Genomic DNA, 22,368 nt, shown 5'->3' with positions numbered 1-22,368 from the left:
GTGTCAGAAAATGGGTCCAGGAGACTCCCGATGCGGCAGCCGAAGCGAGGCAATGCTTGCTGTCACTCACGCAATTCTCGCTCTGATTCGGCCACCCACTCAGTCGAACCCGGAGGGTTCACCATGAATAGCCATGTGGTGCAACGAGCGGAGCGAGTGAAACCCATGGAAAACGTGGCGCGGAAACTCTACCGCGGAGCGGTAGGCCATCATCGCAGTCAAACACCCCGAGCAGACACTACCCGCCCAAGGCCTACCGCTCCGCGGTAGCACGGTGTTGACACTTTCCACGGGTATGGCTCGCTAAACTCGCCTAACCCGTGGCTATTCATGGTGAACCCTCCGGGTTCGAAATCCACCAACCACAGGGTGCTTGGTGGGCTGTTCTCCTACGCAAACAACTGCGTCACCGCCTTCGCCTTCACCAGCTCGCGCGGTTGGTTCAGATGGTTGTACACAATCGTCTCCGGATCGATGCCGAATGCATGGTAGATGGTCGCCAGCAACTCTGCCGGGTGGACCGGGCTCTCGGCCGGAGAAGAGGCCGTGGCATCCGACTTGCCGTGCACATAACCGCGCTTGATGCCCGCACCCGCCACAATGCTGGTGTAGCAGTAGGGCCAGTGGTCGCGCCCGTCGGCACTGTTGCCATTGCCGCTCGTGCTCACGCCCTTCTCTGGGCTGCGGCCAAACTCCCCAATCGCCACCACAAGCGTTTCATCCAGCAGACCGCGGCTGTCCATGTCGTCAAAGAACGCAGACAGACCGGCATCCAGCATCGGGCCGCTCTGGTCCTTCATGCGCTTCGTCAGGCCCACATGATGGTCCCACGAGTGATTGTCTGAGTTCGCCACCTTGGGCCAGATCACCTCCACCACGCGGGTGCCAGCCTCAATGAGACGACGGGCCAGCAGCAGGCTCTGGCCAAAGGTGTTTTTCCCATAACTCTCGCGCATCTTCTCGGGTTCGCGGTCCAACGCGAACGCATCACGCGCCCGGCCGCTGGCAATGAGGTTGAGCGCACGGCTGTAGTAGTCGTCCAGGCTCATGTCCTTCACCGCATTCTCGATGGCCGGCATCTGGTCGCTCAACGCCTCACGCAGGCGGGCCCGGCGCTGCAGACGCACGCTGAAGAGATCCGGCCGCAGTTGCAGGTCATCGATCTTGATGCGGCTCATCTTCAGCATGTCCATGTCATCGCCGTCCGGATACAGCGTATAGGGATCATAGCTCTTGCCCAGAAAGCCGGCCGTGCCGCCCTTGCCGATCACGTTGGACTCCTGGAGCGGACGCGGCAGCATCACGAACGGCAGCATCGGCTCATCCAGCGGACGCAGGCGGATGATGTTGGAGCCGAAGTTTGGGTAGTCTTTCGCATTCGGCGGCTCGAGCTGGCCGGAGGGGCTCACCTTGTCCGTGGTGTAGCCCGTCATGATCTGGTAGATGGCCGCCGTATGGTTGAAGAGCCCATTTGGCGTGTAGCTCATGCTGTTGATCATGGTGAACTTGTCGTTCACCTTGGCCAGACGGGGCAGGATCTCCGTGAAGTGATGCCCGGGAATCTTCGTGGGGATGGTGTTGAAAGCGCTGCGCACTTTGTCCGGCACGTTCTGCTTCGGATCCCACAAGTCAATATGGCTCGGCCCACCCTGGAGGTAGATCATGACCATATTCTTGGCTTTGCCCCAGCCCGGTGAGCCCGCCGCGCCAGCCCCACTGGCCGCCGCAGCAGCTTGGGCGCGGAAGATATTGTTGAGCGTCATGCCCACCATACCGGCCCCGCCGATGCGCAATACATCGCGCCGGGTCAGCCCCAGGTGGGAATCACACAGGTCTTTGGCTAGCTGGCCGGGGATGCGGAACATGGCAGTCGGGGTGGGTTGATGACACGATGATGCCGGAAAGAACGCCAGCCGTCACCCCAGCATTGCACCCCACCTGCCCGCAGCACTGCACTATCCTGCTCCTGCAATTGAGGATCTTGCTCAGAGCAACTGCGGACCAAAACCTCACAGAAAACACGAAACTCCATCAGGCAACAGCCTACCTTAACAAGATTGAGACTTAGTAGCAACAAGCATTGCTAATGAGACCGATTTGCATAAATGACAGCTACCTATGCGGCCCCCCTCCCTCTCTCTTGGCCTTATTCCCCTCATTGCCATCACCTTGGCGACGGTCCCAGCTCATGGTGCCACCATCACCAAGCTCATCGATTTCAACAACACCGGTACGCGGGAGAGTGTTCAGAACCCCATGAGCACCCCGTTGGTGATCGGGTCGGAACTCTGGTTTACCTCCGAAGGTGGTGGCGAGGTGGGGTTCGGAACTTTGGCGAGCTTCAACCTGGCGACCAATACCCTGACAAAACGACTGGATCTAGGGGTGCCCGGCGAGGATTCCCCTTACGATCAGGGAAACACCCCCACTACCAGCTTCACGCGGGATGGGAACCTCCTGTACTACACCACAACCCGGGGAGGCACCGGTGACCGGGGTACGTTAAACGTGTACGACACCACCACAGGTACCAACACCACTCTGTGGAACTCCCCCGCCAACTCTCCCGCCACGAATCCGAACAGCCCGTCTGGAAACGTGGCGATCGTGGACCGCGGGGCCGCCGGAAAGGATGTCTATTTCATGACCGGCAATGGCGGTGCCAGCGGCTCCGGGTTCGGCACCATTCAGCGATACAATACGGCGACCGGCCTTACGACCACGGTGCACGAGTTTACAGGTGGCGCGACACAGGGCCGCCAGCCCTTTGAGGGCTTCACCCAGGTGGGCAACCAGCTCTACTTCAATACCTTCACTGGAGGAAATGCCACCACCACGGGCCAAACCCCCGCCTCAGGAAACGGTGCCGGCACGCTTTCCGTTCTGGATGTAACGACAAGCGGGAGTGAAGCGCTCAGCACGCTGGCTCTTCTGCCACTGGGCGATGGTTCCACACGACTCCCTGCGCACAACCCCTTCTACAGCGCTGCGCAGAACGCTCTCTTCTTCACCACCGTGGGAACGGCTGCCCAGCCAGGCAGCCTGCAGAAGTTTGATATCGCCACCGGCACCCTCATCACTCTCTACGAAGTGACCGGAGCCCCCACCTCCTCTGGCCCCTTCCCCGATGGCCGCTTTATCTACGGTTCGGCCTTTGAGTGGGGAGGCTCTCTCTACTACGCCACCCGCCAGGGCGGCCTCTATAACGGTGGCACCATCAACCAGTTTGACCTGGCCACTTCCACCAACACCGTCCTCTACGACCTCAGCTCAGATACAGGAAACAACTTGGGCGGAGACGTTCAGAGCGGCTTCGCGTTTTCCGATTGGGACGGCATTCCCGCTCTCTACCTGCTCACCCGACAGGGCGGTCTGTATGACCACGGCACGCTCCTGCGCCTGGATCTGGTGCCCGAGCCCTCCCGCGCGCTTCTCCTCATGGCCGGGCTCGCCACCGCCTTCCTGCGCCGCCGTCGCCCAGCATCCTCTGTCAATTTTTCTATTTCATGAAACCTACATCACCCAAAGCATTCACGCTGATGGAACTGCTGGTCACCATCGTGATCCTCGCGATTCTGGCAACCATCGGCTTCAGTGGCTACAATGCCATCAAATTGAAGGCCCTCTGTGTCAAGGACATCTCCCAGATGCGGAAGATCGGCAACGGCGTCATGGCGCGCGCGGCAGAGAACAACGGCTACTTCTACACACGTGAGGAGATTGGAAACTCCTCATTCCGCGCTTATGAAGACCGCCTCAGCCTCTGCCAGGTCATTGACCCCTGGCTCGAGGATGAGCAAGTCTGGATGAGCCCCCGCCCAAATCCCAAGCTCGTCCGGTATGGCAACACCTACGCCTGGTCCCGTGCCCCGGATGTCACCCAAAAGGCTCTCGGAATGCAGAAAAACCTCGGAAAACTCCTCCTGCTCTGGAACGCCCATACCTTCACCATCCCGAGCGTGAGAAATGTGGCTGAGTCATCAAGCAACGGCGGCCCTCGCAATGCTTCCAAACAGTATTACTTCTACCCGTGGAAGAACGGGACAGCGATCAACTGGCTCTATGCCGACGGCCATGTGGAGACCCGCTAGACCGCTCCGTCTGTCATTCATCTGGAGCATGCTGGCCATCCTGGGTGGCAGCATGCTCCTGCACGCGCAGGATCCTGGCACAGAGGAGGGTGAGAATGCGGAAGCCGCAGTTCCACCGGAGCGCGATCCCGCCTTGCTCGCCGCCCTCACTGCCGATCTACGTCAACGCTACAGCCACCCCTCCAGCGAGTGGCCGACTCCGGAGATCGATCCCGGCGTGATGTACGCGGAACTCAGCACCCCCACGATCCCAGCAGGCCCGGCCGACAATCCCACCTCGCCCGCCAAAGCCACGCTGGGCTTGAGCCTCTTTTTTGATCCTCGCCTCTCTGGCAGCCAGCAGATCTCCTGCGCCAGCTGCCATAGTCCGGAGCTGGGCTGGGCTGACGGTCGTTCCTTTGCTGCCGGGAATTTCCGTCGCACTCTGAAACGTCACACTCCTTCCCTGCTCGGGATTGGGCACGCTGCCTCGTACTTTTGGGATGGCCGTCAAAGCTCCCTGGAAGATCAGGCGACAGAAGTGATCACCAACCCAGATGAGATGGCCGGCGATCCCACAGAGGTCGTGGCGCGCCTGCAGATGGAGGCTGGATTCTACGCGCCGCTTTTCACCAAGGCCTTTGGCGATGCCAACATCAATTTTCAGCGTGTGGTCCAGGCGTTGGCGGCCTTTCAACGCAGCCTCAAGGTGGGGCGCTCCCCTTTTGACAAGTTCATTGCGGGCAAGCCTGAGTCTCTGAGTGATGCCGCCGTCCGGGGGCTGCATCTCTTCCGCACCAAAGGACGCTGCCTGAACTGCCACCAGGGGCCCATGCTGCAGAGCGATACCTTCCACAACCTCGGCCTCACCTACTACGGCCGGAAGTATGAGGACCTGGGGCGCTACAAGGTGACCGGCAAACCCGAGGATGTTGGGAGGTTCAAGACCCCAACGCTCCGGAATGTCGCCCGCACCGGGCCATGGATGCACAACGGCCTTTTCCCGTCCCTCGACGGGGTCCTGCGGCTCTACAATGCCGGCATGCCCCGCCCCCGGCCCAAACCCGGACAAGAGAACGACCCGCTCTTCCCAAAAACCGATCCTCTCCTGAAGCCTTTGAAAATGGACGCCGGGGAGCTGGCGGACTTGAAGGCGTTCCTGGAAGCGTTGAATGAACCGCCAGTGCGTATTCTCTCCCAGCCATTTCCGCCCATTGCCTCCTTGCAGGGAAACTGACACGCAGGATCCCGCTTCGACCTTCAGGGCAGGCGCGTACCCCCTTGTCGAATGACGGGGGAGTTGCACCTGCCCACCGTCGTATTGCAAAAAAAGGTTCTGAGCCTAGCTTGATAACATCGCCCCCCCAACCTCAATCCTGTCCCGGCACTGCGTTGTCGCCCCTTTTCATCCCTCCGCTGGCGAAGGCGAGTGGCTGAAGCCCATTCGTGCCCATTGTCTGGGGTTCGCAGCATGGCTCCAGAGCCAGAACCAACCAGTGACCATCCTCTATGCAGCGGGCGGTGTGGTCTCCAGTGATGGAACTCCGCCCCCTCTGCTTCCAGGAGTGGAGGAGTGCTTCTTGCAAGCCCCAGTGGGAGATCACCCTCACTTCCCACCTTGTGCAGACCTAGCGCTCTCTGTGCAGGTGGCAGATTTTCTCAGCACCCGGGAGTTTCACTTCATCCATTTTCAAGACTGGAAAGGCAACGGCTTCGTCGCATTGCAACGATGCCGCACGCTGGGTCTGCCAGGCAATCCCGTGGTCACGACGACGGTGCATGGCGGCACCGAACGCGAGATGGAATGTCGTGGCAGTTTTCCGGCTGGCACCTTGGACCATCTTATCACCTGTCATGCGGAGCGCTGGTCCGTCCAGCATGCGCATCTCGCCATCCTGCCCGCCTCTGACGTGAAAGCCTGGGACCAGGAGCAGGGCTGGGAGTTTCCTGATACCCGGGTGACACTTCCCCTCTTTGGGTCCGAAAATGAGGCCAACACTGCGTGGGCCCGGTGGCTTCAGGAATTACAGGACCTAAGGTCGATGCATGTCACCCGCCCCACGTCAAAGGGAGCACCACCTGCGGTCACCGTCTGCATGGCCCATCACAATCACGGTGCGTATCTGGCGGAGGCGCTCGCCTCACTGGCCGCCCAGACGTTTGCGGACTTCACCGTCATCATTGTGGACGACGGCTCCACGGACGCAGACTCGCTCGCCACCTTCCATACGCTGGAAAGTCAGTACCGGCATCGGGGGTGGCAGTTCATAAGGTCCACCAACCGGGGGGCGTCAGGAGCGCGGAACCATGCCGCAGGGCTGGCTGAAACCACCCACCTGGTGTTCATGGATTCCGACAATGTCGCCCGGCCCGAAATGCTGGAAGTTTTGAGCAACGCCATACACCGGGCGGGAGCCGACGCGCTTTCCTGCCACTTTTTGTTATTCGAAGGAGACGCTCTTCCCGCCAATCCCTCCTGGTTCGCGGAGTATCACGCGGTGGGCCCCTGTCTCGAAGCGGGTTTTCTGACCAATGTGTTCGGCGACACCAATTTCATCATCCGCGCCGAGGTGTTTCAGAAGCTCGGAGGATTCCGCGAGATCCCCGGCTTCAGCCTTGAAGACTGGGAGTTCCTCGGCAGGCTCGTCCACTCTGGGCACGACCTTGACGTCGTGCCTCAGTCGCTCTTTTACTATCGGCATCTGCCGCATAGCTTCAGCCGTAGGGGGGCCTTCCATACGAACCATCTTCGGGTGATCCGGCCCATGTTGAAAACCTCGCCACCCTGGGTCAGGCGGGCACTCCTGGGCTGGTTTGGCATTGAAGGCCCGGGCGGAGAGAGCAAACTACTCCAGGAGAAAATCGCCCAGTTGTCCGACCGTGTGAAACGGCTCGAGCAAGAACGCGTCGACGACAGAGCCAGGTTGCAAGCCGCCAAGGAGAAAGCATTCCGACTGGGCGAAAAACTCCGGACCCAGCAGGTCAAGGCCAGCAATTTCGGACAGAAATTGCGGCGGCTGTTTTTCCCGGGGGAGTGAGGGTAGCAGGCTTTGGCTCCCCGCCCCTCAATGCCCAAGAGCCGGGACGGCTCTTCTGCCTTCCCGTCCAGCACCTCAGGTCTTTCGTCTCCTATTTTCCAGTCTTCTGTCTGCTGCGAAGCAGCCCTCAATGATTGAACAAGAAAGCAGGCGAGTTGATCAACGCCCACGCCAGATCCTGCGCCGCCGTAAGCCGTTGATTCGCCATCTGCTCCTTGCTCAACTCCGCATCACGACGCAACTGCAACAGCTTGGGGTCTAGCTGAATCGGGCTCTTCGCATCCGCGAGCATTCCATCCAGTTCTTTGAGCTTCGCGTCCTCCGGCAGCGGCTTGCGCGCCGCCACCAACTGCTGCTGGGCCTTCTGATACCCCAGATCTGTGAGCAGGTATCCCTCCTTCAGAGCCGCCTGCTGTTCTTTGCTACGCTTGTCAGGTGCCCGGCGCACGGCGTCCGCCACCAACTGGGAGGCTCCATAACGCAAGGGCGCTTGCGCAGTCGTCACGGAAATTTTGAACCGCCCCAGTTGATACCGTTGCCGCTGGTAGCCCTGCTGCATGACGATGGTGAACTGCGTACCTTCCTCGTACCCGGTGGTGGCGGGATCCGTCTCAAACACGGCCTGCAGGTACCGTCCGGTGTTGGGGGAGACTGCCCACCCCCGGTCCGCCACATCGCGACTGCCGTTGATGGAGGCGGCGGCGGAAAAGTCCTTCTGCTCAAAGGTGGCCTTGGGGGACAGGAGCTTCACCGCCCCCTTCAGATCCGCATTGCGCTTGGGGGCGCCCGGAGCCTTCTGCCCGGCGGGCGTCTGGCTCACCATGAACTCAGTGAGGACAAAGTTGCCATCCGGAGCGAGGCCCGGCCCGTTGTTGGGCAGGCGGACATCCGGCAGGGCCTCGATCTTGATGCCCGTGATGCCCTTTAGGTTCGTGCTGCCACGCAGCGTGTAGATGGCGTCCACATTGGGCCCCTCGGGCGTGCCGGTGACGAAGAGTGAGCCGTCCGGTTGCTTCTCGATCTTCTGCACCCCCTTGGCATCCACCACGGTGAGATCCAGCGGCACCCACACGGTGGAGAGGTCCACGTACGGCTCCCAGGCTTCCTGTTTGGGCACCGCAGCCTGCACCAGCGCGGCGGAGGCCTCCTCCGCCTTCTTGATCGCGGCGGCCCGGTCGGCCTCTTTCTTGGCCACGATCGGAGCTTGTTCTTTCTTATAACCTTCCAGCCTGCTCTCCGCCGTGGCGATCTTGTCCCGGCGTTCCTGCTCCATGCGGGCGATTTCCGGTGCCTGCTTCACCTCCTGCGCACTCCACTCGGCCAGGAGCCCTTTGTTCTCCGCATCCATGCCCGCCATGGCCGCCAGGGCGGCATTGATCTCCTGCGGGGTGGGTGGACGATTCAGGATGCGCATGAAGAGCTCCTCCACGAGCTTCGCGTCATCGGGGATCTCTTTGGCCAGCTTGGCAATGGCGTTGCCAGGATCGCTGATGGCATCTCCCACCGTGGGTCCGCTGATCAGCGCCATCACCGGGCCAAGCTGCACATCGTTGCTGCGCTCGCATTCACAGGCGCTCTCCCGCACCGGGCGGCCAAAGTTCCCCAGGAACCCATCAGGGATCTTGGTCTGCGAATCCGCCAGCTGGGCAGCCCGGGTACCAGGAGCCACGCCGGGGATCTTGCTGGTGGCACCGGTCACCGTGTAGATGGCGTCAAACAGCGCCTCCGCCGGCAGGCGACGTGCCTTGGCATGGCTGTAGTTGATCTTGTCATCCTCATTCCATTTGTTCGTCGAAATGCCCAACTGGTAGGTGCGGGACTTGCAGATCATCTGCATGAGGTGCCGGACATTGAACCCACTGTTGGTGAACTCCTGGGTCAGATAGCTCAGCAGTTCCGGATTGCTCGGCGGATTGCCCGCGCGGATGTCATCCAGCGGCTCGATCACCCCGGTGCCGGTGAGGTAGCCCCAGATGCGGTTGGCATAGCTCATGGCAAAGTACTGGTTGTCCGCACTGGTCATCCACGCGGCAAGTCGTTCGCGTCGCGGTGATTCTTTGGGCGTTGCGAACTTGGCCGGGTACGGGAACTCCGGTGCCGCAGGCTTGTTCGTGCGCAGGTGGATCATCTCACCTTTGCCCGTGTCCTTCACGATCTCGAACAACGGCTTGGCCCCTTCCACGGCCGTGCCGCCGACGTTCCGCTCCCCACTCGCCGGATCACGGTCAAAACCGATCTGGGAGAAGAAGGCCGCCGTCTGGTAGTACTGGTCCTGGTTCCACTTCTCAAACGGGTGATCGTGGCACTTGTTGCAGTTGAACCGGATGGCCAGAAAGAGGTGTGTGGTGTTCTCCATCGTCTCCTCCGGCGTACGCAGGATCTTGTAGTAGCTCGCCGCGGGATGCTCCTTGTTGGACCCTGAAGCCGTGAGGATCGAGTAAACAAACTTGTCGTACGGCAGGTTCGATTCCACCTGCGCGCGGATCCATTCGCGGAACATCCTGGCACCTTCATCCCCCAGGAACTTGCTGTTCACCTGCAGCATGTCCGCCCATTTGTTGGCCCACTGGTCCACAAAGGCAGGGCTGCCGATCAGCTTGTCCACCAGTTGATCCCGCTTCGCGCGGGACTCGCCGGGATCGGCCAGGAAGGCGCGCACCTCTGCAGCCGAAGGCGGCAGGCCCGTGAGATCCAGATAGACGCGGCGGATGAAGTCGGTGTCGCTGCACAGCTCGGAGGGCAGGATCTTCATGCGCTGCCACTTGGAAGCCACGTATTCATCAATCTTGTTGTGCTTGGGCGGCTCCACCCAGGCGAAGCCGGAGCGGTCCCCCATCACAGTGATGGTGGTGGCGGCATACGCTCCCTCAAAGCGGGCCAGCATGGGGGCTTCGCCACGGCGGAGGGTGGTCACCAGGCCCTGCTTGTCGGATTCCGCCACCTCGATGTTGCCGCTCTCGATGAAAGCCTCGGCCGTGACGTCCTTGGTCACCCCATCCGCATAGGTGGCCAGCACCCGCATCTGCTGGCGGGAGCCGATCACCTCCACCACGGGATTGCGCGGGAGCACCTCGATCCGTGTCACGCGGGGCGAGTCCATCTTCAGCCGGGTGCCATTGGCGATCCAGGCTTTGATCGTCTCATAGTAGAGCTCACCCGGCACGGTGATCTGGCCGCCTTCGTGGGGCACACTCCCACTGGCCTTCAGCAGCATCAGGCTGTGGCCCGGCGCAGCGATGTTGGCCCGGCGGCTCCAGAGTTCCTCGGAGAAGGCAGACACGTCATAAATGGGGTCATAACCACGAAGGGAGAGCTTGAAGCCGTTCTTCCCATCCTTCGATCCATGACAAGTGCCCATGTTGCACCCCGCCTTGGAAAGCACCGGCATGACGTCCCTCACGTAGTCGGGCTCGAACCTGGCCTTCACCCCTGACACCTCCACGGGGACCTCCACCTGATGAGTGCCCAGGGAGACCACAAGCGTGCCCTTGCCATCCTCCTCCGGACGCACCAGACCGCGTGCAGACACCGCCACCGGCAGGCCTTTGGCTTTCATCTTCACCTGGCGCGTCACGTCCGCCCGGGTGCCATCGGTAAAGTTCGCCGTCACCAGCACCTGGGCGTACTCCGTCCGCTTGCCAATCTGGATGTTGCGGGGGCTGACTTCCAGCGAGCCAATGACCGCGCCCTGGGGCAGGGTTTCAGGAGTCAAGGACTTCTCCACACTGCTCCGCACCGTCTCATCCGGGGTGGCCGCATCCAGCGCCGCCAGAGTATTCTCATCCGCCAGCGGCACGCTCATCACCTCCTTCACCACCGTACCGGCAGCCACGTCCACCAGGCGCAGCCGGCCATCCTCCCCGCCCACCGCCACCGTTTTGCCATCAGGGCTGAAAGTCAGGGCAAACACCCCACGCTCCATCGGCACGGACTTGAGCTGCTTCACATCCTTCGTCACCCAGGCCTCTAGCTGCTTTTTCTCATCCGCGCTCTGACTGCTCACCACCTTCTGTACAATCGCCTGGATCTCCTTCGGCATGGCGGGATCAAACTCCGCGCTGTACAGGGTGACACCGCCGCGCCCCTCATAGCTGCTGCCACAGGCGATGACCTTGCCATCAGGGCTGTAGTCCACGGTGAAGATGCGCCCCTCCACCGCAGGGAACCGGCGGATGAGGTTGGCGTTGTCTCCAATAACCCGCTTCGTCTCACGGAACACGCGGTAGATCTGCGGCACACCATCGGCCCCGCCGATGAGGATCTCATCCCTCTGCGGGTGCCTCGTCACCGCATGCATGCCGCCCTTGAGCGCACCGGGGGTGATGGAGGTGATGTTGTCCACGAACCGCTTCGTCGCCACCTCGGTCAGCTTTGCGGACATGTCCCGGCCCGCACCCATGACGTGGCTGCCGTCCTTGCTCCACACCGTGTCCAGCACCCAGTCATTGGCCGATCCGGTGAAAAGCACTTCCTTGCCCGTGGCGGCCTCGATCGCCCGCAGGGAGTTGTCCGCCCCGCCAAAGGCGATGAGCTTGCCGTCTGGAGACCAGCTCGCCCCGTACAGCGTGTCAAAGGTGATGCTTGCGCTCACCTCCAGTTTCCGCTTCGCCACATCCCACACCTGGATCTCGCCCATGCGTCCCGGGCTGCCTCCGGCCACAGCCAGACGGCTGCCATCCGGGGAAAACGCCACCTTTTGGATGCGCTCCGACAGCCCCACCAGCCGGGCCTCAATGCCGCTGCCATCCGCCCGATGCAGCAGCACCTCATGGTACCCTGCCACCGCGATGAGCTTGCCATCCGGTGCATAGTCCAGGGAGGTGATCAGCGGGGCAGTTGCGTACACGGGCGGGTGCTCCATGTCATATTGCTGCCGCGCCGAGGCCGGCGTATCGTCCTTGGCCCCCTCAGTGATCCAGCGTTTGATCAACGCGATCTGGGTGGCGTGCAAAGGGTCCGCCTTCTGAGGCATCTCCGCCTTGCCCGAGGCATCGGGGGTGATCTCCTTGAGCAGATGGCTGACATCCGGCTGCCCGGCCACCACCGCATGTCCCTCCTCCCCGCCCTTCATCAGGCGGGTGAATTCCGTCATGATGTAGTCGCCCTTGGCCTTGGAGGGCTGGTGGCATCCGTAGCACTGCCCCTGAAAGATGGGGCGGATCTGCTTGTAGAAGCTGACCGGCGCATTGGGGTCCACCACCTCCTCTTTCTTCGGGGCGGCATTTCCCTGCGAAGGCCAGGAAAGGGTGGCAAGAGCCAGCAGCGACGCGAACCGGACGGAAGCAGATGGGAAGGATGATATCATGGAAGACGGGCGGGGTCGTGTTCTGTCTGAAAATGGAAAAAGGCGACAGGGGCGATCCAGATGGCACGGACGGCGGCGGCATACGCCCTCCCACAGCGGCATCAGATCATGTCACCAAACGTAAATCGTCAGGGCGATGTGAAATCCCACACCGCTACCAGATTTCCCATGATGGATGCGCAGATCATGCATGGGTGGATTCCCGCCAAATGTGGGCCCGCCAGCCTCATCACGGCCTCCGTCGCGAAGCGTCTTCGGAGTGCGTACGGCTCGACGCCGCTTTGGCCAGCCGGAAATCCGTCGGCGTCCCCCAAGCGCCTGCCTGCAAGAGCGCATCCAAACTGCCGCGCCTGGAAAATCGAACCCAGCCCACTTGGCAACTTGCACTCTCCCGAATCAGCCTGCTGAATAATGCCCATGCGCATCGCCTGGCTTTCCCCGCTCTCCCTCGCCTCACTCCTTGCCCTTAGCTCGACCCTGCATGCCGAACCAGCGGCCCCAGTCGCCCCCGCAAGCCCGCCCGCTGCCGCACCGACAGGGAACACGGCCATCATCCCCGTGGGGAAACTGGAGAAGGACATGTACGACTGGGACCAGCGCCATGCCGCGATCCTCGCAGTGAAAGACCAGGTGAAGCCCCAGGTCGTTTTGATTGGCGACTCCATCACCCACTTCTGGGCCGGTCCGCCGAATGAGCCCAGGGGCAATCGGGGCAAGGAAGCCTGGGCCGCCACCTTTGGCGATCTGCCGGTCCTGAACCTCGGCTTTGGCTGGGATCGCACCCAAAACGTGCTGTACCGTATTCAGCAAGGTGAACTGGACGGCCTCATCCCCAGGCTCGTGGTGATCCACATCGGCACCAACAACCTGGCCGGCACCAAGAACGCCCGCGCCAACACCCCGGCAGAGATCGCCGAAGGCGTGGGGGCCATCGTGGACCGCGTGCATGAGAAGTGCCCGGACGCCGCCATCGTGATCATGTCCGTGTTCCCCCGTGGGGAGAAACCGGACAACACTTATCGTGTAAAGATCAAGGAGATCAACGAACACCTCGTCCCGCTGGGCAAGCGCAATGGCGTGACTCTGCTGGATCTCACCAGCAAGCTCACCAACCCCGACGGCACAATCTCACGGGATGTGATGCCAGATTTCCTGCATCCCGGGGAGAAGGGCTATGCCATCTGGGGCGAGGCACTGAAGCCCCATCTTCCCAAACATTGAGCTTTGGTTTTACCCTTTCCTCCACGAAGATGGGATACGGCGAGACTCCGCCTGCCCTCCCCATCCCAGCCAATGAGCAAAGGCCCAGATATCGAGCAATTCCGCGTCACCCGAGGCGAAGCCTTCAAGCTGGAGGACTACCCCACCAAGATCCCCAGTCTCTACCTGGATGAAACGGACTACCTGGAGAAGCTGGGAAAGTATCGCGATGACCTGCATGAGATGCAGCTCCAGATGTACGCGCATGACCGCTACGCCATGCTGGCCATCTTCCAGGCCATGGATGCGGCGGGCAAGGACAGCACCATCGAGCACGTCTTCAGCGGGGTGAATCCCCAGGGCGTGGATGTTTACTCCTTCAAGAAACCCAGCGAGGAAGAACTGGATCACGACTTCCTCTGGAGGGCCAACACCCTGATGCCGGGCCGCGGCAAGATTGCTGTGTTTAATCGCAGCTACTATGAAGAAGTCCTCGTCTGCAAGGTGCACCCCGAGATTGTCACCAAGATCCAGCGGCTCCCCGAGCGCGCGGTGAGAAACATGAACAAGCTCTACGAGCAGCGCTACGACAGCATCCGAGATCTGGAGAAGCACCTGACGCGCAACGGCACCCATGTCGTGAAGTTCTTTCTCAACGTCTCCAAACGCGAACAGGCCAAGCGCTTTCTCTCCCGCCTGGATGACCCGGAGAAGAACTGGAAATTCAACGAAGGCGACCTCGCAGAACGGCAGTACTGGGACGACTACCAGAAGTGCTATCAGAAGGCCATCCGCGAAACAGCCACCCCGGAATCGCCCTGGTACATCGTCCCAGCCGACAGCAAGAAGAACATGCGCCTGCTCGTGGCCACCATCATCCGCGCCGAGATGAAGAAGTTCCACCTTGCCTGGCCCGAATTCCCCCAGGAGCATCGCGACGCCCTCACCCGCAGCCGCGAAGTGCTCATGAAGGAACTGGACAAGAAGCCCAAGGGTTGATGCCACCTACTCACTTCCTTGGATAGACCTCAAATGGCCTGTGCCAGAGAAGCTTGGGGAGCGCACGCATCCTGCGTGCTGTTCGCGACATCTTGCCGCGAACGTCAGTCAGCACACGACATCGCCTCCGCCCGACCTGAAGGCGTTAATGGCGGTGGGCGAATAGAGGCACCTGCTCCGAAAGAGTTGCGGCGCTCTGGCTTATCGGCCCACCCCACCGCCACCGCCGAACCAACAACCCTCCTGTCACGTTATTTCCCAGACCTCAGCCCCGCCGTATTCACGGCAATCACCCGGTAGCCATCCCCTTTCGCCCCCTCCGCCACAGCGAAGCTCATCTTCACCAGCGGCATCGCTGGCGTGTCGCTGTACTGCAGCCCCTGAAACACCGGCCTGCCAAAAGGATTCTTCGGTTGTGCAGGCACCGTCGAAATCTCCTGACCGTCACGCTCAATAATGAAGTGGCCGATGCCACTTTCCAGATCCGCCACCGCGTCCCATTTCAACTCCCCAGCCTCGACCCGCACATTCGTCGGCGCAGGCGGCGGGGTGGCGTCCATAATCGCCGTGTCTTTGACGTACTGCATCCAGGCCTTTGCGGTCGCCTCATCCGGCAACCAAACGGACGTCGCCGCCTCACCCGCGAACTTTGCCGCGGGAACCGCCTCCGTCCCCAGCAACGGTGCCAGCCACGCCCCTTGCTTCGACATCGACTTCATATCCCCGCCACTCTGTTCTGGCAAACGCGCCGCCATGCACGCATCCAGCCACCGAATCGCCAGATAGCGCTGGTTGCCGCACTCATGACTCGTCAGCGGGTCCACCGCCACGCCCACCAGGCCTCCTCTGGCCCGCAGCTCGCTGAAAAACGTCTCATTCGAAGGCCAGACTCCCGCGAAGCGCCCCTCTTTGACCGTGACGCCCTCTTTGGTACCCAGGTTGCACATGACCGGCACCTGCACCACCGCCTGGGAGAGGGTGTGCGCCTTGATCGCCGACCGTTCAGGATTGGCCTTCAGCAGCGGGGCCCCGCTGCGCAGCCACGCCGCCGCGACCCGCTCCGGATGCAGCAGCGTCATGCCCCCCGCCCAATGTCCACCCCCGCTATGTCCCCAAAGCGCCCAAGGCACCGTCGCCAACTCCGGATGTCCACTCGCCTTCCCCAAGGCTCCCAACGCTTTTTCAAACGCCGCACCGGAACCATTGCGGGGGTCGCACCACATCTGGCAGTCAGCCTTCTCAGGCTGTTCATACGCTGGGGAGAGCAACGCGCAGTCGTGCTTCTTCGCCAGTGCCTGCCAGTGCAGGTCAAACGCCCCCGTCAGCCCAGATTTGCATGAGCCTTCACCGCAACCATGCTGGTGCACGATCACCCCACGCAAGGTCTTCACCCCCGGCGGAATCCAGACCGTGTAGTTCACCGGAAAGATCAATCCGCCCGGCTCCTTGGAAGCCTCATACCTCACCCGGTAGTACGGCACCTCCGCCGCGGGAAAGACATCATACGGCGCGCTCTGCGCGTGGAGCATCGGGAGCGGTGCAGTAGCGAGGACAAGGGAAAGACAGAGAAGATGTCGCATGCGTGGATGCATACGCAGGAAGATCACGAAGCTTTGCAGCAGGTTCTGAAGCTCGCTTGCGCAGCGCGCCCGCCCATTGCTTTGCCGTTGTGGTCCGTACAATTCATCGTTTATTCGACACAGACATTTCTTCACCGTCCAGTTTCCATGCCTCCGCCCTCTGATCCCTGCCCCAAGTGCGGCAGCCACGACCTGCTCCATGCCGAGCCTTTCAAGCGACACTTCAGCATCTGGGCCTGGTTGTTGGGTGGTTTTCTCCTCTCCCTGCTATGGAGCGCCAGCAGCAGCAAAGCGATGCGCTGCCAGAGCTGCGATCATGTCTTTCGCCTGACCTCCGACGTTACCCAGATAGCAAGAATACTGCTGGTGGGTCTGATCATCCTGATGCTGCTGAACGTCCTGGCCCAGTACTATGGCTGGGCAGAGTGAGAGGGGAACAAAGCACGAGCCCGTCCCCCTCCTCAACTCGCGGCTAATTCAAATCCAAATCCACCGCCCGCGCCTTCTTCACCTTTGCAGGCGGATAGTCGGGATGCAGCCCTGCCATGCGTGGCGTGATCGGACGGACGGGACCAACATTGATCGCGTAGGGGGTGGTATTGATCAGCTTGTCGATGGCAGCCCAGTTGTCTCTCACCTGCTTCGCCACGGACTCGTCCTTCTTTTTCCAATAGCGCCCCATCAGCGTTACGTTCTCCATGATCAGCCGTGTGTAATCCAGCCCCACCTGGACAAACGCCACCCGACGCTGATACACCGACCCCGCAGGCACCGCCGCAGCCGCACGGTCCAGCCTCCCTTGCGATTCGCGTAGAAGCTCCGGAGTGTAGAGTTCAGGAAACAAGAACACCCCTCCGTCGAGATTCTTGGCCGTGAATGCCATGCGCGCTTTCTCAAGGGCCTCATAGTACTCCCTCACCGGCCCAGCCGCCGGCCCGAAGCCACGTTGATAGTAGTCCGCAAGAATCGCTTGCGCATCCTTGTTCGGATCCCACACCAGTTGAGCCATCACGTAGTATTGGGGGCCCAATGTCGCCCAGTGTTCCCAGACTCCATCAATGAAGATGCCCACACAACCCGCCGCCGCGACATCTTTCAAATCACGGATCGTCTGCTGGGTGGACAGATCGGGCAGGCCCTGTTGCCAACCCGCAGGGCTCCCGGTGTTCGGCCGCCAGAGAAACGACGAAGAAACCTTGGTCCACGCATCGAACTGCTCACGATACGTGTCACCTCTTGTGGACCCGATATCCACCAGCCCGGTCCTGCCATAGAAGTTCGCCACCAAGGTCATGAGCACATTGTCCGCGGGCCGGGCCGCTACCGGCGCAGGTCGGGAGTGGCCATAGCTCAGCATGAGCACACGGTAGTCCTTTCCGGGGTACCTGGCTTTCAACAATTCGCCTGCCTTGTTGGCAAAGGTCACGTCCCGGTCAGAAAGAGCCGGGTGCACCTCAGCAAGTTTGTACCAGTTGAAGCGCCTTGGCTCACCATCAGGGTGATCCCACGCCCGGCAATTGACGCACACGCAGTGACCGCTGGCCCATCCATCGTTGGGAGACGCATTGAAGACCGTCTTGCCGGGATTCGCTTTCAAGTCAGCCTCCACGTCCTCCAGCCAAAGCTTCAAGACCAGCGGGTTCGAGACACAAAGCTTTGCAGTACGGGGATTCGGGAACCCGCTGCGCGTGCCATCCGGCTGCAGGGCGAAGATCTCCGGGTGCTTGTCATGGTAACGTTCCCACCAGTCTCCAAAACCATGCCCGCCCTCCATGGCCAAAGAGCCCAACTGGAGCCGCTGCCGGAGCGTCCACTCATGAGATTTGCCATACCCTTTGTTGTCCAGGCTGGAATAGTGAAAGACCCCTTCCCGGGAACGGATCTGGGGATGATACCGTTGCTCAAACGGTGCGATCACAATGCGCTCCTTGGGAATCACATCCTCCCCCAGCTCCCCTGGCCACAGCCAGCGCACGCCCAACTGGTCCTGCATAAAAGAGTACACAGCGTTCACCGTGCCGTATTCGGTCTGTGCATTGGGAGCCACCCAGCGATCCCGGCCCGCAATCACCACATGCTTGTCGTTCGCTGCCAGAAGCGTCTCTTCAGGATGTTGAAACTCGAAGTTCGTTCCAGGAAACAGTTTCGCGACACCCGGCTGCACCCCCACCCAGATCGCCTGTGGCGGCACGACCGCCGGCTCACCTTCGATGATCTGCGGACGCGCCCCAGTGACCTTTTCAATGGAAACTGCCAGTTCCTTCACCGCCTCCCGCGTGAAAGCTGAAGACTCTTTCGCCAAGACAATGGGAAGAGCCCCTTTCCCCTTCTCAGCGAGAACCAGATCGGCCGCACGAAGCCAGGATACGGAACTCAACGCAACCACTACCAAACCAAAGAATTTCATCTTCATAGGAAAGCAATGCTGATTTCGCGCGCTAGAACGAAGCGGTTGGGGCAAAATTTCGCGCAAAAGCATGATCACATCACTCCTGCGCACTTTGCAGAAGCTGCCCCCTCACCCTGGCACCGCCCCCCTGCACGCCTGTGTCTTGGAGCGCTGGCGGCTTGACGCCGCTTTCGCCTGCGACAGAAGCACGCAAGCCCAACTCGACCGTTGCCAGCTGGCGAAGCCTACTCGCTAGGCCACAAGCACCCCCCCTCGCGCCGCTCACCCGCGAAAGCCTCTATCTCTTTTAGACAACGCACCGCCCCTGCTCCCAAACCAAGGTTCTATCCCATCACCACAGCCGCCAAAGCGGTGTCGAGCCACACGCACTCCAAGACGCTTCGCGAGGCTGCAAGCGCTGGAGCTCGTTACACCCTACAAACATTTCCCGCTTCTCAAAGCCCCCGTCCCGGAGGGGCGGCCTGGAGGTTGTCCCTTGAGCACGGAGTTCGAAGCAATATGCAGTCGTCCCGGAGGGACGTCGGAAATTAGCCGGTGGTGGAGGCCTGTCATCAGGCCGGGAACCACCGGACTACGAACACAATAATCTCCCGTCCCGGAGGGACGTCGGATCGCGGCTCTCATCCGCAACCATCTAGCATCAAGCGTCATTCTCTTGCTCCACCATTTTCTGAATCGCAGCCTGATAGTCCGCCTCAAGCCAACCAGGCAATTCAGTCCGTTCGGCACGCCAGACAGGAAAGGCGATATCCCCGGCAAAAATCGTAAATCCGGATTCAGTGCGCTCAATCGTCCTCGTCCAACTCTCCCCTTTGGACGACAACCGAAATCTCAACGTAACCGGATCATCCACCCTAACCCAAAGTCGCATGATCGACTGCCCCTTGCGTCGGTCCTTCGTCGTAAGGAACTGTACCGCATGCCCTTTCTCATCGAAAATGAGAACACCTGGTGAACCCTCGAAACCATGCCCCACCCACCAATAGCCAAGCAAGTCATCAGGGAGGGTAAAACCGAGAGATCTCATAGGCGCGCGTCTTTGTTCACTCGATGAATCTCAATGTTCCGATCGCTCGAACGTACTTCGTCGGTTCCAGTTCTTGTTCACCGCAAGCACACACATACGGGAGCTTGGTAACTTGCACGTTCGCTCACAAGATGGTTGGTTCAGATCGAGAGTCATGCATCACGCGAATAAACCACCACTGCAGGCTCATCTGGCAAGGGAAATCCAACCGCGGAGAAAGCTCCATCCGTGCCCTCCAGGACACGGGGCACGGCTTCCAATACGCTTTCCCAACCAACGTCGGAGTCGTTGACCTCAACCGTGTGTCCATAGGAAGTCTCAAAACTCAAGTAACGCACCATAGCGCCATCCGGAAGACTCTCTGTAAACGAGAGAACCTTCCGAATATCGTCGAGAGGCAACCCTGCTTCGGCATTTGTTTCGAAAACTACCCGGAGGGCCGCTCGTGTTAGCTCTACTGAAGACATAGTTGATCGAGAAAGCCACGGTGGCATCAGCACCTCAAGGAAGGTTTACGCGCTTTTGCCCCCGCCCTTGCAACTTCAACAAAGGATCCGGTTGCCCAAAGTAACCATAAAACTCCTCCTCCCAGAAGTATCCCTCCTGCCTCCAGACGACGAGTTTGTTGAGCATTTCTGCAAACGACAGAGCGATGACACGACTACCCTCGGTGGCATGATCGCCTGAAAAGCTGTCAAAACAGCGCCCCAATCGAGAGGGATGAGTGTCGATACTGATGTAGTCCGGACCATCACCTCGCACCGCAATGACATACAGCCCTTCTGAGGCAGTGCCGTCGTAATCTTCCGGCCGTTCTTTGTAGCCACAAAGGGACAGACACTTTGTACCCACGAGGGCCGCACCTGGAAGAGTGAACAGCCAAGGCTGCTTGCTGCTCGGCGTAGGCGACCACCTCGTCCACCGTCGGCCAGGAGTCGCCCCCCTCGCGCGGAGTGTGTGTTCTAATACTGGTGGGTGGTGGGTGGTGGGCATTCTTGTGGGATTGCCTCGGCTATGCCATGGCATTCATTTTCGGATGCCGTGGCATGATTCCGGCATGCTTCCAGGGACACTAGATGAGGCGGCAGAGGTTCGCCGGGATGCCACCGCTTCCTTGCAGAAACGGTTTGCTTGAATCGATTGGCAAGCATGCGCTCGACCTGATCACCACGAATGGTTTCAAGTAACGGATTCCGACGATGGCCATCCTGACCAACAGGAAACTTGCCAACGATCCGCTCGGAGACCTTTCCTCGAGACAGGGCCGAGAGGTCTTTGACACTGCCCGGCAAATATCCCCGCATCCATTGGTAGCCGAGTTCACACATCCGACAAAGGGACAGACACTTTATTTCGACACCTTATTCCTGTTCCGGACCGCGTCATCTTCCCCTCAATCGGTTGAGCCAACCAGCGAAGCTAGCTAGGGTGTCCTCAGGTGGGAATTCAAGGTGTGGACCCTGACGACACCAGCTTCTCCTTCGCCGCAACCAGCATCTCCACGCCCCGCCTGCCCGCCCAACCAGTGTCCAGCCCAAGAGCCGGGACGGCACTTCTACATTCCCGGCAAGCTTTCCCCCTCCCCCGCGCCCCCCGAAAGATCCCCGCCCGCCCCTCCGTTCGTCTCAGCCTGCCGCCTTCTTTCACGCCGGCATCCTGCCATGACCTTCCGCACCCTCTCCTCCTCTTTCGCCCGGACCCGCCTCTACCTTGCGCTCCCCTTGCTCGCTGCCACCGCAACTCTCCCACTCTCCCTATCCCTCTCCGCCGCACCGCAGGATGACCAATATGTCCTGGGTCCGGACTCCCTCGCCCAGGACGGCGTGCCGCGCGGCAAGGTGATCCCGATGCCACCCTGGAAGTCCAAGATCTTTGAAGGCACGACACGCGACTGGTGGATCTATGTGCCTGCCCAGTACGACGGCTCCACGCCAGCCAGTGTGCTCGTGCTGCAAGACGGTGGCGCCTCCAAAGGCGATCCCAAGCAGACGGGCCCCAACAATGCCACCTACGTACTGGACAACCTGATCCACAAAAAGCATTTGCCCGTCACCATCGGCATCTTCATCAGTCCCGGCAGCTTCCCCGCAGCCAGCCCGACCGAGAAGCCCCGCAGCAACCGGAGCTTTGAGTACGACACGCCTTCTGATCAATACGCCCGGTTCCTCCTCGAAGAGATCCTTCCGGAAGTGAGCAAGCAATACAAACTGACGGACGATCCCGAGCAGCGCGCCATCGCTGGCGGCAGCAGCGGCGGCATCTGCGCCTTCACCGTGGCCTGGGAGCGGCCCGATGCCTTCCGCAAAGTGATCAGCCACATCGGCAGCTTCACGAACATCCGCGGCGGTTACATCTACCCGGCCCTCATCCGCAAGACCAATCTGGAGGTGGCCAAGAACACCTACAACACGCCCGAACTCCAGAAGCTCCTGGAATCCCGCCGCAAGATTCGCGTGTTCCTCCAGGACGGCAAGAATGACCTGGACAACCAGTTTGGCAACTGGCCTCTGGCCAATCAGGATATGGCCGCCGCGCTCAAGTTCGCGGACTGGAACTATCAGTTCGTCCTGGGAGAAGGCACCCACAACGGCAAGCACGGCGCCTCTTTGTTTCCTGATACCCTACGCTGGCTCTGGCAGGCGGGCCATGCAGGCACCGCCAGTCCAGCTGAGCCCGCGGCCAAGACGACCGCAGCACCCGTTCCGGCCAAATAGGCCCGCCGTCTTTCACCTTTGACTC

General features: G+C 60.7%; 14 protein-coding genes. 8 read left to right on the top strand and 6 right to left on the bottom strand.

The features are described 5' to 3' along the window. Nucleotides 1–389: 389 nt before the first annotated feature. The gene (locus VSP_RS08335) at nucleotides 390–1,865 is read right to left on the bottom strand and encodes a DUF1501 domain-containing protein (protein ID WP_009959978.1); all 1,476 of its coding nucleotides are present in this window, start codon (nucleotides 1,863–1,865) and stop codon (nucleotides 390–392) included. Nucleotides 1,866–2,118: 253 nt separating this feature from the next. On the opposite strand from VSP_RS08335, the gene VSP_RS08330 reads away from it, so the two are divergent. The 4 genes from VSP_RS08330 to VSP_RS08315 all read left to right on the top strand — a co-directional run bounded on the left by VSP_RS08330 (nucleotide 2,119) and on the right by VSP_RS08315 (nucleotide 7,108). Beyond that, entirely contained in the window at nucleotides 2,119–3,510 is a 1,392-nt protein-coding gene (locus VSP_RS08330; protein ID WP_009959977.1) for a PEP-CTERM sorting domain-containing protein, read from the top strand. After that, complete coding sequence (locus VSP_RS08325; protein WP_029190285.1) at nucleotides 3,507–4,091, top strand: type II secretion system protein; 585 nt, start codon at nucleotides 3,507–3,509, stop codon at nucleotides 4,089–4,091. Before VSP_RS08330 ends, VSP_RS08325 begins: the two co-directional genes overlap by 4 nt. Next, nucleotides 4,075–5,307, top strand: coding sequence for a cytochrome-c peroxidase (locus tag VSP_RS08320; protein ID WP_198141345.1), 1,233 nt, complete (start codon nucleotides 4,075–4,077; stop codon nucleotides 5,305–5,307). Before VSP_RS08325 ends, VSP_RS08320 begins: the two co-directional genes overlap by 17 nt. Before the next feature lie 409 nt (nucleotides 5,308–5,716). After that, nucleotides 5,717–7,108: a glycosyltransferase family 2 protein gene (locus tag VSP_RS08315; RefSeq protein WP_157210797.1), complete on the top strand. Its 1,392-nt coding sequence runs from the start codon at nucleotides 5,717–5,719 to the stop codon at nucleotides 7,106–7,108. A 127-nt stretch (nucleotides 7,109–7,235) separates the two neighbouring features. On the opposite strand, the gene VSP_RS08310 is transcribed toward VSP_RS08315, so the two are convergent. Beyond that, complete coding sequence (locus VSP_RS08310; RefSeq protein WP_009959973.1) at nucleotides 7,236–12,413, bottom strand: DUF1549 domain-containing protein; 5,178 nt, start codon at nucleotides 12,411–12,413, stop codon at nucleotides 7,236–7,238. 417 nt (nucleotides 12,414–12,830) lie between these two features. Here VSP_RS08310 and VSP_RS08300 point away from each other — a divergent pair, with 417 nt between their 5' ends. Then, nucleotides 12,831–13,634 (top strand): GDSL-type esterase/lipase family protein, encoded by an 804-nt coding sequence (locus VSP_RS08300; RefSeq protein ID WP_157210796.1) that lies wholly within the window; start codon nucleotides 12,831–12,833, stop codon nucleotides 13,632–13,634. A 72-nt stretch (nucleotides 13,635–13,706) separates the two neighbouring features. Further along, nucleotides 13,707–14,612, top strand: a complete 906-nt coding sequence (locus VSP_RS08295; protein WP_009959969.1) for a PPK2 family polyphosphate kinase — start codon at nucleotides 13,707–13,709, stop codon at nucleotides 14,610–14,612. Nucleotides 14,613–14,863: 251 nt separating this feature from the next. Here VSP_RS08295 and VSP_RS08290 read toward each other — a convergent pair whose 3' ends face one another. Continuing rightward, nucleotides 14,864–16,192, bottom strand: coding sequence for a hypothetical protein (locus tag VSP_RS08290; protein ID WP_157210795.1), 1,329 nt, complete (start codon nucleotides 16,190–16,192; stop codon nucleotides 14,864–14,866). Between the two features lie 147 nt (nucleotides 16,193–16,339). Here VSP_RS08290 and VSP_RS08285 point away from each other — a divergent pair, with 147 nt between their 5' ends. Further along, entirely contained in the window at nucleotides 16,340–16,621 is a 282-nt protein-coding gene (locus VSP_RS08285; RefSeq protein WP_009959967.1) for a hypothetical protein, read from the top strand. A 43-nt stretch (nucleotides 16,622–16,664) separates the two neighbouring features. Here the strand turns inward: VSP_RS08285 and VSP_RS08280 are convergent, their stop codons facing one another. The 3 genes from VSP_RS08280 to VSP_RS34560 form a co-directional block, all read right to left on the bottom strand. Continuing rightward, nucleotides 16,665–18,605, bottom strand: a complete 1,941-nt coding sequence (locus VSP_RS08280) for a DUF4838 domain-containing protein (protein ID WP_009959966.1) — start codon at nucleotides 18,603–18,605, stop codon at nucleotides 16,665–16,667. 637 nt (nucleotides 18,606–19,242) lie between these two features. After that, nucleotides 19,243–19,629 (bottom strand): hypothetical protein, encoded by a 387-nt coding sequence (locus VSP_RS08275; protein ID WP_009959964.1) that lies wholly within the window; start codon nucleotides 19,627–19,629, stop codon nucleotides 19,243–19,245. 501 nt (nucleotides 19,630–20,130) lie between these two features. Beyond that, nucleotides 20,131–20,481: a hypothetical protein gene (locus tag VSP_RS34560; protein WP_009959961.1), complete on the bottom strand. Its 351-nt coding sequence runs from the start codon at nucleotides 20,479–20,481 to the stop codon at nucleotides 20,131–20,133. A gap of 809 nt (nucleotides 20,482–21,290) precedes the next feature. Here VSP_RS34560 and VSP_RS08260 point away from each other — a divergent pair. Continuing rightward, a complete protein-coding gene (locus tag VSP_RS08260) occupies nucleotides 21,291–22,343 on the top strand; it encodes an alpha/beta hydrolase (RefSeq protein ID WP_009959959.1) in 1,053 nt (350 codons plus the stop codon). Nucleotides 22,344–22,368 lie beyond the last annotated feature (25 nt).

The sequence above is a fragment of the Verrucomicrobium spinosum DSM 4136 = JCM 18804 genome, assembly GCF_000172155.1.
Classification (GTDB): Bacteria; Verrucomicrobiota; Verrucomicrobiia; order Verrucomicrobiales; family Verrucomicrobiaceae; genus Verrucomicrobium; species Verrucomicrobium spinosum.
Note: the sequence above shows the minus strand (reverse complement) of the source record. Positions and strands in the feature narration are given on the sequence as shown.